Raw genomic sequence first — 14,843 nt, forward strand, 5'->3', positions numbered from 1 at the left:
AGCTGGCGGGCTGCAAGCCCTGAGAGGTCAAAGAACAAGGGAGCGCGTGCGCTCCCTTTTTTTCAGGCTTTCTTCAGGCAGCTACTCATGAAGGTACTGCGTTCATCGCCCTTCAGTGATTTTGCCGAAGCCGCTTTGTTGCAGTCGCTCATCTTCTGCTGTTGGGGCGTGAGGGGCTTTCCTTGCGAGGTCGTGGTCTCTTTTTTGAGGCACTGACTCATAAAGGTTTTGCGCTCCTCCCCTTTCAGCGTTTTGGCTGACGCTTGCTGATTGCAGTCCGTCATCCTTTGCTGCTGAGGAGTGGGCGTTTTTTCTGCCGCGCCAACCGCGCTGATAAAGATCAAGCCAAACAGTAGGGTCATCAGTAAGGTTATTTTCATCGCACCATCCTTCTGTGAGTGGATCGTTGTAAGTCTGGACGCAGATAGAAAAAAAACCAGCCGGTGACGCGATTTCGCCACCGGCAGCGACTTATTTCAGACTCAGGGCAGCTTTCATAGTTGAGAAGAGGTCGGTCTGATCGGTCAGGCCGACGACGTTAGCCGCATGCGGACCGTAGGCCGCAATGCGCAGCTGGGTGCCGGTGTGCTCCATCGACTCTTCCTCTGAGTTGCCGTAGCTCATGACCATCACTGCGCCATCGTGAGTATTCAGAGCCTGAGTCAGGCCCGGGGCTTTGCTATCCGCCGGGATGATCTGGCTGGCGTGCGCATGGTCGGCGGTGACGATCACCAGGGTATTGCCGTCTTTTTTGGCAAATTCCAGCGCCTTCTGCACCGCCTCGTCGAGATCAACCGTTTCGCCGATCTGGCCGCACGGATTCGCCGCATGATCCTGCTTATCGATGGAGGCACCTTCCACCTGCAGGAAGAAACCTTTCTCGTGGCGGCTCAGCAGGTCAATCGCTTTCTCCGTCATCTGCGCCAGCGTCGGCACCGAGGCGTCGCGTTTCGGGTTTGGGGTACAGGTTACCGGCGGCTTATCGATATTACCGTGATAAGACGCCTTGGGCCCTTCCCAGCGTACCGGCATATTGCCGTCGGCGAACAGTCCCAGCAGCGGTTTATCCTGGCTGGCTTCCGTCGCGGCGGCAAGAGAGGCCGCGTCGGTCACAATCTGGTAGCCGCGCGCTTCCGCCTGCTCACGCAGGGTTTTGCCCTGCCACTCGCCCGCCGTCGCCGTTTCGGCAAAAGTCTTCGCGCCGCCGCCCAGGGTGACATCCGGCCGGGCGTTCAGCAGCTGTTCGGTAATGGAGCCTTTGCCCCCTTTCTCCAGCGCATTGCTGGGGCATTTTTCGCTGGTGACCGTAGGGCCGTAGCATTTACGCGATGTCACATGCGCCACCAGCGCCGCGGGGGTGGCGTCCTGCAGCTCGGCGGTAGAAACGTTGCCGGTGGCCAGGCCCGCCGCTTTCGCCAGCTCGAGGATGGTCTGATGCGCGTTCTCATGAATATCGACGCCCAGCGCGCCGTTATAGGTCTTCACGCCGGTGGTCCAGGCGGTGGCGGAGGCCGCCGAGTCGGTGACGTAGTCCGGTTTACCGGTTTTTTTATCCAGCGAATAGTGCGTGTACTGCCCGGTTAACGGCAGGGCGTCAATGCCTTTAAAGAAACCGCCCGCCCCTTCCGCATAATTTCGCGCAGCGGTAATTTCAGAATCGCCCATCCCATCGCCAATCAGCAAGATAATGTTTTTGGCCGGCTTATTGATTATCGAGGCGCGCAGCGCTTCGGTTTGATCGCCCGTTAAACGACGCGCGCCGCCGGGAGTAGTGATATCTCCCTGGGCAGCGCGATTTTCCAGAACCGGCGCGGTCGTGGTTTCCGCATGAATAACCGGCGAGCCCAGCAGAGGCAGCAGGGCAATAAACAGGGCGCTTAATTTCACTTTTGTCATCTCCATGTAAAAAATACTTAAAAAAACAAAACGTGGGAGACTTTATAAAAGGGAGATGACAGAAAAATGACGGCATCCTTGTCGCGTCGCAAAGATTAGCTACGAGGATGCCGCAACAGCTTCTTTAGATATTGCTGCAGCAGGATGGCATCCTGGTCGTTGACCGGCGGACAAGGCGTCACCTGGTCTATCGCCTGCTCAATATCCTGAATCAATGCCTGCTGGGCATCGTGCTCCATATGGCGCAATAATGCGGTGACCACGATCTCCAGCGCTTCAACCTGCACCGTCAGTTCCTTTGCTTCTTCTTCTTTTTGCGCCAGTTTAACCAGTAACTCAGCAATGAGATTCTTCATAGCACCAGTTCCTTATGCGAGGCCTGTTTTTCGATTGAGATGTCATACCTGATGACGGACCCCAGAATTACTTAAAATAAGAATCGTCGCAACACCCAATATACAGCGAAACGTTTTACCACAACAAAATACCACTATAAATAGTATTGTTTAATCACAACCGGGGCTGTTTATAACTAAATGATGTCGGAAATAATAAAATGGAATAGCGCTCACGCAATGGCGATAACAAAAAGTAATGGTAAATCGACCGACGTTGAATAACGCTGACGGTATTGCGTTAAATACCGTCAGCAGAGGTTCAGGCATTCGCCCGGCGGGTACGGCGCAGCATCCATGCCAGTTGCCAGAGGTTAATGAAAACGATAATGGCGGTAGCAATAAACACCCAGCGGAAGCCGGCCATCGCTGATACGGAAGCGCCAATTAGCGGCCCGGCGACGTTGCCCAGATACATAAACGACTGGTTATAGCCAAAGATGCGCCCGGTGACGCTGTCGCTGCTGTATTTCAGCAGCAGGGTCTGCACCGCCGGAAGCATCGCGCCATCGGCAAAGCCGAGCAGAAAACGCAGCGTACCTAATTGCAGCGGGGTGGTGACAAAGGACATGGCGAAGAACATCACCACCGCGCAGCAGAGCGTCGCCAGCAGGATCCGCGAGGTGCCGATGCGGTCGCCAAGCTTACCCAGCCGTGGCGCAGAGATCAGCGCCGACACCCCGGGCACCGCGGCGATCATCCCGGCCAGAAAAGCGATATTGTTGCTGTCCGGCGCCATCGACTTGATAAACAGCGCCAGAATCGGGCCGATTGAGCCGTTGCACAACTGGATCACCAGAGTGGTGAAAAAGAGGCTGATCACCAGCCCCGGATAGGGCAAGGAGGCAAAGACCTGTTTCCCGGTGAGACGATCGCTTTTGCTGACCTGCGGGCGAACGCCCTCTTTAATCAGAAATAGGGTCACCAGAAAACTGATGGTCAGCAGGATCGCCGTAATAAAAAAGACCATTCGCAGCCCGACGTGGTCCGCCAGGAAGCCGCCCAGCAGCGGGCCGCCGATCACGCCGCTGATTTGCGCCGTCGACAGGGTGCTCAGCGCCCAGCCGCTGCGCTCGCGCGGCACCTGGGAGGCCACCAGCGCCATGGCGTTAGGGATATAACCGGAGGTTAAGCCCATGATCGCCCGCAGGATAAACAGCTGCCAGACATTAGTGGCGAAGGCCTGCAGTAAAATGGCGATCGCCATTCCCAGCGAGGCGCGCAGCAGCATCAGCTTGCGGCCTTTGCGGTCCGCCAGGCTCCCCCACATCGGCGAGACGATCGCCGAGACGAGGAAGGTGACGCTGAAGGTCAGCCCCGACCACATCGACAGCGCTTCATGCGAGGTGACGCCCAGCTGGGAGACGTAGAGCGGTAAAAAGGGGAGAATTTGACTGATCGCCAGGCCGGTAAAAAAGCAACCAAGCCAGACAGAGATAAGATTAACCTTCCAGGATTCCATAACTACGCGTATTCATTAATGATTTGCCAATTATTACCTAGCTTAGCAATTTCATTGCACTGGTGTACTACCATAGATGCGCTGGCGGTGAGTTTGGTGTTTTATGACTGCGCATGAGAGGCTGACGAAGCATTTTCTGGTCATTCAGGCTGCTCACAGGGCTTTATGCTCAAAAGCAGAAGCCCTGCCCGCGCATCCCAAAGTGAAAATGATTGGCGTGCGCCGCGTTGTACTCCGGCCCCAGGGCGTTGCCGAAGTAAGGGCAGCTGTTGCTTAACAGCGCCGCCAGCCAGGGGTGAGAGCGATCGCTGCGCCAGCCCTGCAGGACGCTGATGCGTCTGCCGTCCGTCAGGCGGAAGCCGCTAACATCAAGGGCATCCGCCGTCGCGTGTTCACTACGCCGCGCCTGTTCCCGATGGTAGATATTGCGGCAGGCGAAGCTGCCGAGATGATCGATCTGGCGCAGATCGCTGGCCATCAGCTGACGGGTTAGCGGCTTCGCCTGCTGCTCGACGTACAGCGCGCTGCTGAGCGCCAGCGGGCAGCTGGCGAGGAAACTACTGCTCAACTGCACCGAGCCAAAATTAGCCACCCGCACCACGTTACGCAGCGGACAGGCGCCCTCGCTGTCGGCCACCGGCTGGCTGGCGATGAGCCGCCGGCGGTTGGCCTGCGCCAGCAGGGAAGCACACTGGTCGGCCGTCAGGCTGCGCAGCTTGAACGACGTCAGCCAGCCCGGGGGATCGTCAAGGGCCAGCGGCGCCAGCGGATTCAGGTGTGGCGGCAGATAGCGATATCCCACAAGGCCCGCGCCGAGCAGCCCGGCCAGCACCAGCAGCGTCTTTCCTCTCACGCCCGCTCCCGTCAATTGATCAGGTAAATATTATGGCAGGCAGGCGGCGGTTTCACATGGTATGTTATGCCCTTTGATGTAATCTGGATGGAAGTTGAAATGGCAAAGATGAGGGTTGGGATCGTTTTTGGCGGTAAGTCGGCAGAGCATGAAGTGTCGCTGCAGTCAGCGAAGAATATCGTGGAAGCGATTGATAAATCACGCTTCGATGTGGTTCTGTTGGGGATTGATAAACAGGGGCTATGGCACATCAACGACGCCGGCAACTACCTGCTCAACGCTCAGGATCCTGCCCGCATCGCCCTGCGCCCTTCAACGGTGACCCTGGCGCAGATCCCGGGCCGCGAGGCGCAGCAACTGATTAACGCCGAAAGCGGTCAGCCGCTGGCGGCCATCGATGTAATTTTCCCCATCGTCCACGGCACGCTGGGCGAAGACGGTTCCCTGCAGGGGATGCTGCGCATGGCCAATCTGCCTTTCGTCGGATCCGATGTGCTAGGCTCTGCGGCCTGTATGGACAAAGATGTGACCAAACGCCTGCTGCGCGACGCCGGTCTCGCCGTCGCACCGTTTATCACCCTAACCCGCGCCAACCGCGCGCAGTTCAGCTTTGCCGATGTCGAAGCGAAGCTGGGCCTGCCGCTGTTCGTTAAGCCGGCCAACCAGGGATCGTCGGTTGGCGTCAGCAAAGTTAAAAACGAAGAGCAGTACCATCAGGCGGTGGCCCTGGCCTTTGAATTTGACCATAAAGTGGTGGTGGAGCAAGGCATTAAAGGGCGGGAAATTGAGTGTGCGGTGCTGGGTAACGACCATCCGCAAGCCAGCACCTGCGGTGAAATTGTCCTCAACAGCGAGTTTTACGCTTACGACACCAAGTATATCGACGACCAGGGCGCGAAGGTGGTGGTCCCGGCCGCTATCGCCCCGGAGATCAACGACAAGATCCGCGCTATCGCGGTGCAGGCTTACCAGACCCTGGGCTGCAGCGGCATGGCCCGCGTCGACGTCTTCCTCACCGCCGACAACGAGGTGGTGATCAACGAGATCAACACCCTGCCGGGCTTCACCAATATCAGTATGTATCCGAAGCTGTGGCAGGCCAGCGGCCTCGATTACACCAGTCTGATCACCCGCCTGATTGAGCTGGCGCTGGAGCGCCATGCCGCGGACCGGGCGCTGAAAACCTCCATGAACTAAAACGCGTTTTACCCCGCCTGGCAGCGGCGGCCTCAGGCCTCTTCTGCCGGGCGGCGGCGGATCACAACGCCCGCAATCCAGAAGCTTATCACCCAGGTGACCAGACCGACGGCGTAGGATTGCCAGCCCTGAGTCTCAAACCCCAGCAGCCCCACCACGCCATTAAGAATAAAAATTAACCCCAGCGCCACCGCGTAGTAGTGCCAGTCGCGGCGAATTTTATCAGTGAGCTTCATGCGGCCTCCAACAGCAAAAAACGCATCTTCGCATAGCCGCCCGCGGCGGTCTGTAGCGATATGGAGAATGTTGCTGGATTGCGACGCCGGTCTCCCTTTTCCCTTCCTGTGGCGCGGTTAACACAACGGCGAAAACAGGATTATTCCTGGAGGGCAATTACCAGCAATCTGATACTGGCGACGGCGTCGCACTGCCAGAATACCTGCCATAGAGCTGGAGAAAAAACCAGCAGTACAGAGGTGGGAGGGCCTATGGCTGAATTCAGTTTTTCAAAATCGCTTTTGGGAAATAAAAAAAGAGGGGCGCTGACCGGCAGCCATGTCGCCTACGGGCTGTTCGTGCTGATCTGCTGCTGGGCCGGCGCGCAGATGCTCAGCATGCTGATCCACGCCCCGGGGGTGTTTGAGCGCCTGATGCAGGCCCAGGACGCCAGCCGTCCGCAGGTCGACATCAGTCTCGCCGTTGGCACCCTCTTTGGCCTGATCCCTTTCCTGGTCGGCTGCGCGTTCATCGGGCTGCTGGCGATCATTGTACGCTGGCGTCGGCGCCGTTAACGCCGCGCCATACAGCTTGCCCGCCGCTCATCGACCCGTTTCGCAAACCACGCCGTCGTCAGATTACGGGTGATTTTCGGACTCTCAAGCTGGATCCCCGGTAACATCTCCCGCGGCAGGGTTTTGCCCGCTTTTTTATCAGCGAGACGGAAAACCTGTTGATAGAGGTCGGTCTTCTCAAACGCCAGGCTGTCGCCCTTTTTCAGCTGGCTGTGGATCTCGCTGTCGCTCATCCCCAGCTGGCCCGCCAGGCGACGTACCGCCAGCTCGGTGCTGCCCGGCTCATCGCTGTCATAGCGGATAAGGTCGCCGTCGAGCGCCAGTTTCACCCCGCTGGCTTTCACCACCGCGTTCTGGAAGGCGGCGTTACGGCTGGCATACCAGCCGGCGTTAAAGTCGGCAAAACGGTACAACGGCACGCTGTAGCTGGCCGGGTAGTTCAGCAGATGATAGGTACCAAACCAGAGGCCGCCGCGCAGGCTGAAGACCTCCTGGCGCACCGTACCGTTCATTTTCCACGGGTAGCCGGAGGTATGCTGCTCAGCAAAGGCGATGCTGACCTGCATTGGGCCGCCGGTGTGCACCGGGTTCAGGGAGCCGAACAGCTTCTGCCCCATCGGCACCATCCCGATAAAGTCATCAAAAATAGCGCTCAGCTGCTTTTCCGTCTTCACGTTGTCCAGACGGTCGCTGTAGCTTTTGCCGTTTGGCGAGGTGATCTTCAGCGCGGTATGGACCAGAAACAGCGGAATGTGCATTTTTTCCGCCCGGCGGTCGATCTCCTGCCAGGCGATTTTATTCAGCCCCGGCACCACCGGATCGGACTGATAATTGGACTCCTGCTGCGCGACCGCCAGCACCGAGCAGACGTTCTCTTCCGTCGGCGCCAGCTTCTGGCTGTCAAAGGCGGTGGCGATGGCTTGCGCCCAGGCCTCCCGATCCTTGACGCTGGCGGGCATTTTCTGCCGCACCACCGACGCCACGTCAACGGGCTTCTCACCCTCTTTCAGCACCGGCGCCTGCTGGCTGGTACAGGCGCTGAGCACCACGGCCGCCAGCAGCGTCAATGAACCGGGTATAATGCGCGATAAACGTGCGGCCATCCTGCTTCCTTGTCTTGATTAACGTAATGTCGGGATCGCTTCCTGCAGCGGCTTGCCGTCCAGTTCGCGCTCAAAGCTGCGCAGACGTTTGTAGATGGACATCAGTTCCACCAGCGTCGTCCACGAGCTGATCAGGTACTGGAACGAACCGCGCACCTGGCCGAAAACGTTGGTAATTTGCGTCATCAGCCCAAGGGTAATCGTACCGGCAACGATCGACGGAAACAGCAGGAAAAGGCCGAAAACGTTATCCACCTGCAGATAGAGAATGCGGGCGATATTGAAGTACATATAGTGAAAATAGAGACGGAAATAGTTGCGACGCACCGCGCTGAACAGCTCGCGCACCGTCGGCGGCGTGGCGCGGGTTTCATCGTCCTCGCCGTAGACCAGCTCTTTACGATAGGCCGCTTCCACGCGCTGGTTTTTAAACTCCAGACCCGGCAGCTTAATCCCCACCACCGCCAGCAGGCCGGTCCCCATCAGCGACCAGACGATCGCTGCAATCACCAGGCCATACGGCAAGTGACCGACGATGGGCAGGTCGGGAACGTGTTCGGAGAGCGTCACCAGCACCGGCAGGAAGGCGATCAGGGTCATCACCGCGTTGATAAAGCTCACGCCCATATCTTCCAGGGTGGAGGCAAAGCGCATGGTATCTTCCTGCACACGCTGCGCGGCGCCTTCGATATGGCGCAGATGCTGCCAGTGGGCCATGTAGTGTTCGTTCATCGCCGTGCGCCAGCGGAAGACGTAGTGGCTGACGAAAAAGTTGTTCATCACGCCGATGATCACCGCGATGAGCGCGATGCCGAGAAAGATGCCGATCTCATGATAAAACTGGTTGATACTGACCTTATGCGGGGTGGCCAGCGCGCTCTGGATCAGATCATAGAACGGCGCATACCAGGCGTTGATCGCCACCCCCACTTCCACCAGAAACCAGGTGACGAAGATGATGAGCGACGTGCCGAGAATCGACCAGTACTGCCAGCGATGCGGGCAGTAGACAAACCAGAACAGCGCAAACACGCCGACGCAAAACAGATAGTAAGCGTAGAACACCAGATAGTTGAGCGACCAGAAGCGCGCCGCGCTGATCGCCACATCCTTCGATGCCCCGGTGACCCGCAGCAGCCAGTCGCCGCCGCCCGCCTGCCAAAAGATCACCGCCAGCAGCGACCAGATAAAGGCAGAAATAAAAAACGGCCCCGGTTTGGGGAAAAAAGATTTAAACATCATTGTCTCCTGCTAACTTCTTATCGTTCTGCTATTGCTGTATACGACGCATACGTCGGCCGCCGCGTGAAAGCGCTCTCGCGGGGAAGACGGATGATAAGACCGGATATCAACAGCTTAGTTCTGCTGCCAGGCGTGCAGAATTGTTTCTGTGGGTTTCACCTGTAAAGGATTGCCAGGAACGGTCAGCGTACGCCACACCTCATTGTAGTGGGCGATCAGCGTCGCGGCCTGCGCGGCGGGGCGGTTGGCGGTGGTGTGGGCATCTTCCGCGATAACAATGCCGTACCCGCGGCTGGCGCCGTTTTTAATGGTGGTGTCGAGGCAGTAGTCGGTGGCGCAACCGCAGATGACGAACTGCTGAATGTCGTGTTCCCGCAGCACCTGCTCCAGCGAGGTGTGGTAGAAGGCGTCGCAGGCGGTTTTGGTGACATACAGCGCGCCGGCCGGCTGTTCCAGCTCAGGGAGCAGGGCGAAGCCTTCGCTGCCGGCTTCGAGGCCGCCGGCCTCATCATGCTGAATAAAAATCACTTTATCCGCCGCGCGCACCAGACGATTAATTTGCGCGACGCAGCGCTCGCGCGCCAGACGCGGCGTGGCGAACACGCCGTTTTGCATATCCACGACCATCACTACCCGTTGAGCCGCCATTGTTTTCTCCCGCAAACCTTCAGCCAAACGGTCATCATACGCGCCGGCGAAAAAAGCCGGTATCCGAAAGCGTAAAAAAGTCTTTTTTACGCACCGTTACCTTTTTCCTGCAGGAATGTCGTGAATCCCGCTTTGTTCTGCGCCACTTCGTAGTATAAATACCCTCTTCTTTTTTATTTATTTAATGGATGATCTCCGTTGAAACGTAGTTTGCTCATTTTTGCTGCGCTGTGCGCGGCGTCGTGGACCTCGGCGCAGGCCGCACAGCCTACCGTTGACCCGGTTTTCGCCTCGGATGTGGTCGATCGTTACGCCAATCATATCTACTACGGCAGCGGCGCCACCGGCATGGCGCTGGTGGTGATCGATGGCAATCAGCGTGTGTTTCGCAGCTTTGGCGAAACCCGCCCGGGGAATAATCAACACCCGCAGCTCGACTCGGTGATCCGTATCGCCTCCCTCAGCAAACTGATGACCAGCGAGATGCTGGTGAAGCTGCTCGACCAGGGGGTGGTGAAACTCAACGATCCGCTGAGCAAATACGCTCCGCCGGGCGCCCGAGTGCCTGACTGGCAGGGAAAACCAATCACTCTGGTGAATCTCGCGACCCATACCAGCGCCCTGCCGCGCGAGCAGCCTGGCGGCGCCGCTCATCGTCCGGTGTTTGTCTGGCCAACCCGCCAGCAGCGCTGGAACTGGCTCTCAACCGCCACCCTGAAGACCGCGCCGGGCTCACAGGCAGCCTACTCCAATCTGGCCTTCGATTTACTGGCGGACGCGCTCTCCACCGCCGCCGGCAAACCTTATCCGCAGCTGTTTGAAGAGCAGATCACCCGGCCGCTGGGGATGAAGGACACTACTTTTACCCCATCGCCGGATCAGTGCCAGCGGCTGATGATCCCGGAGAAAGGCGCCAGCCCGTGTAACAACACTCTGGCGGCGATCGGCAGCGGCGGCGTCTACTCGACGCCGGGGGATATGATGCGCTGGATGCAGCAGTTCCTGTCATCCGATTTCTATACCCGCAGCCAGCAGGCCGACCGGATGCAGACGCTGATTTATCAGCGTAACCAGCTGACTCGGGTGATCGGTATGGACGTGCCTGGCCGCGCCGACGCGCTGGGGCTTGGCTGGGTGTATATGAAGCCGAAGAATGGCCATCCGGGGATTATTCAGAAAACCGGCGGCGGCGGCGGGTTTATCACCTATATGGCGATGAATCCGCAGGCTAACGTCGGCGCTTTTGTGGTGGTGACCCGCTCGCCGTTAACCCGTTTCAACAATATGAGCGATGGCATCAACGATCTGGTCAGCGAGCTGAGCGGCATGCAGCCCAACATGCAGACGGCCAGTCAGTAAGCCCGGGGGAGGTTTCGCCGATGCGACATAACGATCGTTTTGGCGAAACATCCTGATGCCATTTCAGTTACACTACCCTCTTTCATTTCACAAAATCAGGCAAACCATGACAGATTTAATCACTCGCCCCCGCCGCCTGCGTCAATCCGCTGCGCTGCGCGCCCTGTTTGAAGAGACAACACTGAGTTTGAACGACCTGGTGTTGCCGATCTTTGTTGAAGAAGAAATTGATGATTACAAAGCGATCGAGGCGATGCCCGGGGTGATGCGCATTCCGGAAAAATATCTGGCGCGCGAGATCGAACGCATCGCCAATGCCGGCATTCGCTCGGTGATGACCTTTGGTATTTCTCATCACACCGATGCCACCGGCAGCGATACCTGGAATGAAAATGGTCTGGTGGCGCGTATGTCGCGGATCTGTAAGTCCACGGTGCCGGAGATGATCGTCATGTCCGATACCTGCTTCTGCGAATACACCTCCCACGGCCACTGTGGCGTGCTGTGCGACCACGGGGTGGATAACGACGCGACCCTGGAAAACCTCGGCAAACAGGCCGTTGTCGCTGCCGCCGCCGGCGCGGATTTCATCGCCCCTTCCGCCGCGATGGATGGTCAGGTGCAGGCGATTCGCCGCTCGCTGGACGCAGCAGGCTTCACCAATACGGCGATCATGTCCTATTCGACCAAGTTCGCCTCTTCCTTCTACGGCCCGTTCCGCGAAGCGGCCGGTACCGCGCTGAAGGGCGATCGTAAAACCTATCAGATGAGCCCGATGAACCGCCGGGAAGCTATTCGCGAGTCGCTGCTCGATGAAGCCCAGGGCGCCGACTGCCTGATGGTGAAACCGGCGGGCGCCTACCTGGATATTCTGCGCGATATCCGCGAACGCAGCGATCTGCCGCTCGGCGCGTACCAGGTCAGCGGGGAGTACGCGATGATCAAATTCGCCGCCCAGGCGGGCGCTATCGATGAAGAGAAAGTGGTTCTGGAAAGCCTCGGCGCTATCAAACGCGCGGGCGCCGATCTGATCTTCAGCTATTTCGCCCTCGACCTGGCCGAGAAAAACATCCTCCGTTAAGCCTCCCTCTCCCCGGTGGCGCTGACGCTTACCGGGGCTACCAAACCTCATCTCCGGTGCGCTGTATTTATCGCGACCACCACACCGTAGCCCGGATAAGGCGCTTGCGCCGCTATCCGGGGACAGGCGCTAAACAATATCTGTAGCTAAAATTTTGCACGCCGCTTTCCATCTTCTGCGCGTTCTTCTTGGCGTACCGGATTTCGCCTTCTAACGTGTTAAACCACATCATAAATACCGAATTCCAGGAGATCCTGTGGTGGCTTATCGACGTTATTACATTAAAGGGGGAACCTGGTTCTTCACCGTTAACCTTAAAGACCGTAGAAGCATGCACCTAACTGAAAACATAGAATTATTGCGCTACTCTGTCGCCGTAGTTAAACAACATCGCCCCTTTATTATTGATGCCTGGGTGGTGTTGCCTGAACATCTGCATTGCATCTGGACACTACCTCATAATGATGACGATTTTTCTTCACGCTGGAGAGATATCAAAGGCTGTTTTACCAGAACGTTAAAACGACACCCCCTCTGGCAACCTCGCTTTTGGGAGCATGCCAAACGCGATGAAGATGATTACCGCCGACACGTTGATTACATCCATATCAATCCACTTAAGCATGGCTGGGTCACCCGAGTGATCGATTGGCCATTTTCAACCTTTCATCGCGATGTCCAGCGCGGGCTATATCCCCCAAATTGGGCTGGCGATAGCTTTGATCTTAGCTGCGGTGAACGCCGATAGCCTCTCCCCGGTGGCGCTGACGCTTACCGGGGCTACAAATCGGCGCCAACCGTAGCCCGGATGAGGCGTTAGCCGCTATCCGGGAAACCTCGCTTGCTGCGACCGAATCTTCACCCAACTGTAATCTGAACGACATCTCTACCTTCTACTGTCTGGGCAGGACGGAGGAGGAGCCACTATGTTTAGTCTCGACAACGTACTCGATGACCTGTGGCCTCAGGCGAGGCCCGCCCCCTGGCAAAAGAAACTGTTAAAAAAGCTATTTTATGAGGAAGAGTTTCAACAATTTGCCGACCGTCACCGCCACCTGAAGGGGCTTGATACGGTCGAACAGGTGCTGGAATACCTCAATATCCGCTGCGCCATCCCGGCGCACGATCTCGAACAAATCCCCGAATATGGCCCGCTGGTCATTATCGCCAACCACCCCACCGGCACCCTCGACGGCCTGGCGCTCCTGTATGCGGTATCCCGCGTGCGACGCGACGTCAAAGTGGTCACCAACCGCATGCTCACCCACCTTGAGCCCCTGAGCTCGCTGTTTATCCCGGTGGATAATATTCATGGCCGCACCGCTAAAACGGCGCTGCAGCAGATGGACCAGCAGCTACAGGCTGGTGGGGTGCTGATCTTCTTCCCGGCGGGGGAAGTCTCTCGCCTTACCCGTCGCGGCATTCGCGATAAAAAATGGCACTCGGGCTTTATTAAGCTGGCGGCGAAATATCGCGCCCCGCTGCTGCCGGCGTGGATTCATGCTCACAACAGCGCCCTGTTTTACGCCAGCACCCTGGTCTCCGACAACCTGCCGCTGCTCCTGCTGATGCAGCAGATGTTTCGCCGGCGCAACAGCAGCCTGCCGGTGCGTCTCGGCCAGCAGATCCCCTGGTCGAGCTGGTTCGATGCCCAGTCCAGCGCTCGCGAACTTACCGGCCGCTGCTATCAGCACCTTGAACAGCTGCGCAAAGGGCTGCCTGGGCAGTTCAAAACTGAAAGCGCCATCGCCCGCCCGGAAGATCGGGCGCGGCTCAAACGCGAACTGCACAAGGCCGAATGCCTAGGCCGCACCGCCGATGGCAAAGTGATTTACCTCTGGCAGCGCAACGGTCAGGAGGAGGCGCCGCTGCTGCGCGAGCTGGGACGCCTGCGGGAAATCGCCTTCCGCGCGGTTGGCGAAGGCAGCGGCAAACGGCGGGATATCGACGGGTATGACGACGACTATTTGCATCTGATCCTGTGGGATGAAGAAGACCTCGAGATCGTCGGCGCTTACCGCTTTATGCCGACGGCCATACAGCTGGCAAAGCGCGGCCTGGAGGGGATCTACAGCTCCAGTCTGTTCCACTACGACGGGCGAATGGACGACATCCTGCAGCACGGCATTGAGCTGGGGCGCAGCTTTATCCAGCCGCGCTACTGGGGTCGACGCGGGCTGGACTACCTGTGGTCCGGCATCGGCGCTTATCTGGCGCGCTACCCGCACTATCGCTATCTGTTTGGCCCGGTATCGATTTCTGGTGGGCTGCCGCCCGCCGCTCGCGATCTGCTGGTGGCGTTCTACCGGCTGTGGTTCCCGGCGACGCACCCGCTGGCGGAGTCCCGTCGCCCTTATCCGGCGTCGCTGCCCGACGTGCTGGCGCAGTTTGGCGGGGAGGATTACAACGACGACCTGGCCCGGCTGAAGTCCCTGCTCGGCAACCTCGGCTGCGCGATCCCGCCGCTGTATAAGCAGTACTCGGAAGTGTGCGAGCCGGGCGGCGTGCAGTTTATCGATTTCGGCAGCGATCCGGATTTCAATAACTGCGTGGATGGTCTGGTGCTGGTGGATTTGACCTATCTGAAAGCGAACCGCTATCAGCGCTATATTGGCGCGCATCTGGGTGCGCAAAAATCGGCATAAAAGCTTTTTCCCGGCTTGCGGCGCGTTGCGCCTTAGCCGGGCTACGGTTCACCGTTTCCGACGGATCGGTAGCCCGGAAAAGGCGCGTCAGGCGCCGCCTCCGGGAAGCTACGGGCAATGCAGCATCCGCTTTTCTCCGCGGCTCGCGGCTGATGCCTTAACCGGCTACAA

At 58.2% G+C, this 14,843-nt stretch carries 15 protein-coding genes; 6 read left to right on the top strand and 9 right to left on the bottom strand.

Going from position 1 to position 14,843, the window contains the following annotated elements; genetic code table 11:
* Nucleotides 1–62: 62 nt before the first annotated feature.
* From GT756_RS06990 to GT756_RS07010, 5 genes are all read right to left on the bottom strand, one after another.
* Nucleotides 63–380, bottom strand: a complete 318-nt coding sequence (locus tag GT756_RS06990) for a PsiF family protein (protein ID WP_004204873.1) — start codon at nucleotides 378–380, stop codon at nucleotides 63–65.
* Between the two features lie 91 nt (nucleotides 381–471).
* Nucleotides 472–1,902: an alkaline phosphatase gene (gene phoA, locus GT756_RS06995; RefSeq protein ID WP_025999123.1), complete on the bottom strand. Its 1,431-nt coding sequence runs from the start codon at nucleotides 1,900–1,902 to the stop codon at nucleotides 472–474.
* A gap of 89 nt (nucleotides 1,903–1,991) precedes the next feature.
* On the bottom strand, nucleotides 1,992–2,252 hold the full coding sequence (gene iraP, locus GT756_RS07000; RefSeq protein ID WP_004204875.1) for an anti-adapter protein IraP: 261 nt from the start codon (nucleotides 2,250–2,252) through the stop codon (nucleotides 1,992–1,994).
* A 301-nt stretch (nucleotides 2,253–2,553) separates the two neighbouring features.
* Nucleotides 2,554–3,753, bottom strand: coding sequence for a multidrug efflux MFS transporter (locus tag GT756_RS07005; protein ID WP_049093356.1), 1,200 nt, complete (start codon nucleotides 3,751–3,753; stop codon nucleotides 2,554–2,556).
* 169 nt (nucleotides 3,754–3,922) lie between these two features.
* Nucleotides 3,923–4,606 carry an extensin family protein gene (locus GT756_RS07010; protein ID WP_057213621.1) on the bottom strand — a complete coding sequence of 228 codons (684 nt, stop codon included), beginning with the start codon at nucleotides 4,604–4,606 and terminating at the stop codon, nucleotides 3,923–3,925.
* 99 nt (nucleotides 4,607–4,705) lie between these two features.
* On the opposite strand from GT756_RS07010, the gene ddlA reads away from it, so the two are divergent.
* Nucleotides 4,706–5,803, top strand: a complete 1,098-nt coding sequence (gene ddlA / locus GT756_RS07015) for a D-alanine--D-alanine ligase (RefSeq protein ID WP_004204880.1) — start codon at nucleotides 4,706–4,708, stop codon at nucleotides 5,801–5,803.
* Nucleotides 5,804–5,835: 32 nt separating this feature from the next.
* Here ddlA and GT756_RS07020 read toward each other — a convergent pair whose 3' ends face one another.
* A complete protein-coding gene (locus GT756_RS07020) occupies nucleotides 5,836–6,039 on the bottom strand; it encodes a DUF2754 family protein (RefSeq protein ID WP_135682882.1) in 204 nt (67 codons plus the stop codon).
* A gap of 252 nt (nucleotides 6,040–6,291) precedes the next feature.
* Here GT756_RS07020 and GT756_RS07025 point away from each other — a divergent pair, with 252 nt between their 5' ends.
* Nucleotides 6,292–6,594: a YaiY family protein gene (locus tag GT756_RS07025; RefSeq protein ID WP_017898944.1), complete on the top strand. Its 303-nt coding sequence runs from the start codon at nucleotides 6,292–6,294 to the stop codon at nucleotides 6,592–6,594.
* Here the strand turns inward: GT756_RS07025 and GT756_RS07030 are convergent.
* The 3 genes from GT756_RS07030 to GT756_RS07040 form a co-directional block, all read right to left on the bottom strand.
* Nucleotides 6,591–7,697, bottom strand: coding sequence for a DUF1615 domain-containing protein (locus tag GT756_RS07030; protein WP_017898945.1), 1,107 nt, complete (start codon nucleotides 7,695–7,697; stop codon nucleotides 6,591–6,593). The genes GT756_RS07025 and GT756_RS07030 overlap by 4 nt on opposite strands.
* Nucleotides 7,698–7,715: 18 nt before the next feature.
* Nucleotides 7,716–8,936, bottom strand: coding sequence for a peptide antibiotic transporter SbmA (gene sbmA / locus GT756_RS07035; RefSeq protein WP_004204884.1), 1,221 nt, complete (start codon nucleotides 8,934–8,936; stop codon nucleotides 7,716–7,718).
* A 117-nt stretch (nucleotides 8,937–9,053) separates the two neighbouring features.
* Nucleotides 9,054–9,566, bottom strand: coding sequence for an isochorismatase family protein (locus GT756_RS07040; protein ID WP_072096510.1), 513 nt, complete (start codon nucleotides 9,564–9,566; stop codon nucleotides 9,054–9,056).
* A gap of 219 nt (nucleotides 9,567–9,785) precedes the next feature.
* Between GT756_RS07040 and ampH the strand changes: the two genes are divergently transcribed.
* The 4 genes from ampH (at nucleotide 9,786) to GT756_RS07060 (ending at nucleotide 14,672) form a co-directional block, all read left to right on the top strand.
* A complete protein-coding gene (gene ampH / locus GT756_RS07045; RefSeq protein ID WP_004204886.1) occupies nucleotides 9,786–10,946 on the top strand; it encodes a D-alanyl-D-alanine-carboxypeptidase/endopeptidase AmpH in 1,161 nt (386 codons plus the stop codon).
* Nucleotides 10,947–11,052: 106 nt separating this feature from the next.
* Nucleotides 11,053–12,027: a porphobilinogen synthase gene (gene hemB, locus GT756_RS07050; protein WP_004204887.1), complete on the top strand. Its 975-nt coding sequence runs from the start codon at nucleotides 11,053–11,055 to the stop codon at nucleotides 12,025–12,027.
* A gap of 256 nt (nucleotides 12,028–12,283) precedes the next feature.
* Nucleotides 12,284–12,775 (top strand): transposase, encoded by a 492-nt coding sequence (locus GT756_RS07055; RefSeq protein WP_160124628.1) that lies wholly within the window; start codon nucleotides 12,284–12,286, stop codon nucleotides 12,773–12,775.
* Nucleotides 12,776–12,953: 178 nt separating this feature from the next.
* A complete protein-coding gene (locus tag GT756_RS07060) occupies nucleotides 12,954–14,672 on the top strand; it encodes a lysophospholipid acyltransferase family protein (RefSeq protein WP_053810718.1) in 1,719 nt (572 codons plus the stop codon).
* Nucleotides 14,673–14,843: the final 171 nt, after the last annotated feature.

The sequence above is a fragment of the Klebsiella sp. Q2 genome (genome assembly GCF_009900705.1).
GTDB classification, from domain to species: Bacteria; Pseudomonadota; Gammaproteobacteria; order Enterobacterales; family Enterobacteriaceae; genus Klebsiella; species Klebsiella quasipneumoniae.

Coding starts and splice junctions, on each gene's coding strand:
- GT756_RS07040 (WP_072096510.1), bottom strand. CDS start 9,566: ATGGTCGTGGATATGCAAAACGGCGTGTTCGCCACGCCGCGTCTGGCG.
- iraP (WP_004204875.1), bottom strand. CDS start 2,252: ATGAAGAATCTCATTGCTGAGTTACTGGTTAAACTGGCGCAAAAAGAA.
- GT756_RS07025 (WP_017898944.1), top strand. CDS start 6,292: ATGGCTGAATTCAGTTTTTCAAAATCGCTTTTGGGAAATAAAAAAAGA.
- GT756_RS06990 (WP_004204873.1), bottom strand. CDS start 380: ATGAAAATAACCTTACTGATGACCCTACTGTTTGGCTTGATCTTTATC.
- ddlA (WP_004204880.1), top strand. CDS start 4,706: ATGGCAAAGATGAGGGTTGGGATCGTTTTTGGCGGTAAGTCGGCAGAG.
- sbmA (WP_004204884.1), bottom strand. CDS start 8,936: ATGTTTAAATCTTTTTTCCCCAAACCGGGGCCGTTTTTTATTTCTGCC.
- hemB (WP_004204887.1), top strand. CDS start 11,053: ATGACAGATTTAATCACTCGCCCCCGCCGCCTGCGTCAATCCGCTGCG.
- GT756_RS07020 (WP_135682882.1), bottom strand. CDS start 6,039: ATGAAGCTCACTGATAAAATTCGCCGCGACTGGCACTACTACGCGGTG.
- GT756_RS07030 (WP_017898945.1), bottom strand. CDS start 7,697: ATGGCCGCACGTTTATCGCGCATTATACCCGGTTCATTGACGCTGCTG.
- phoA (WP_025999123.1), bottom strand. CDS start 1,902: ATGGAGATGACAAAAGTGAAATTAAGCGCCCTGTTTATTGCCCTGCTG.
- GT756_RS07060 (WP_053810718.1), top strand. CDS start 12,954: ATGTTTAGTCTCGACAACGTACTCGATGACCTGTGGCCTCAGGCGAGG.
- GT756_RS07005 (WP_049093356.1), bottom strand. CDS start 3,753: ATGGAATCCTGGAAGGTTAATCTTATCTCTGTCTGGCTTGGTTGCTTT.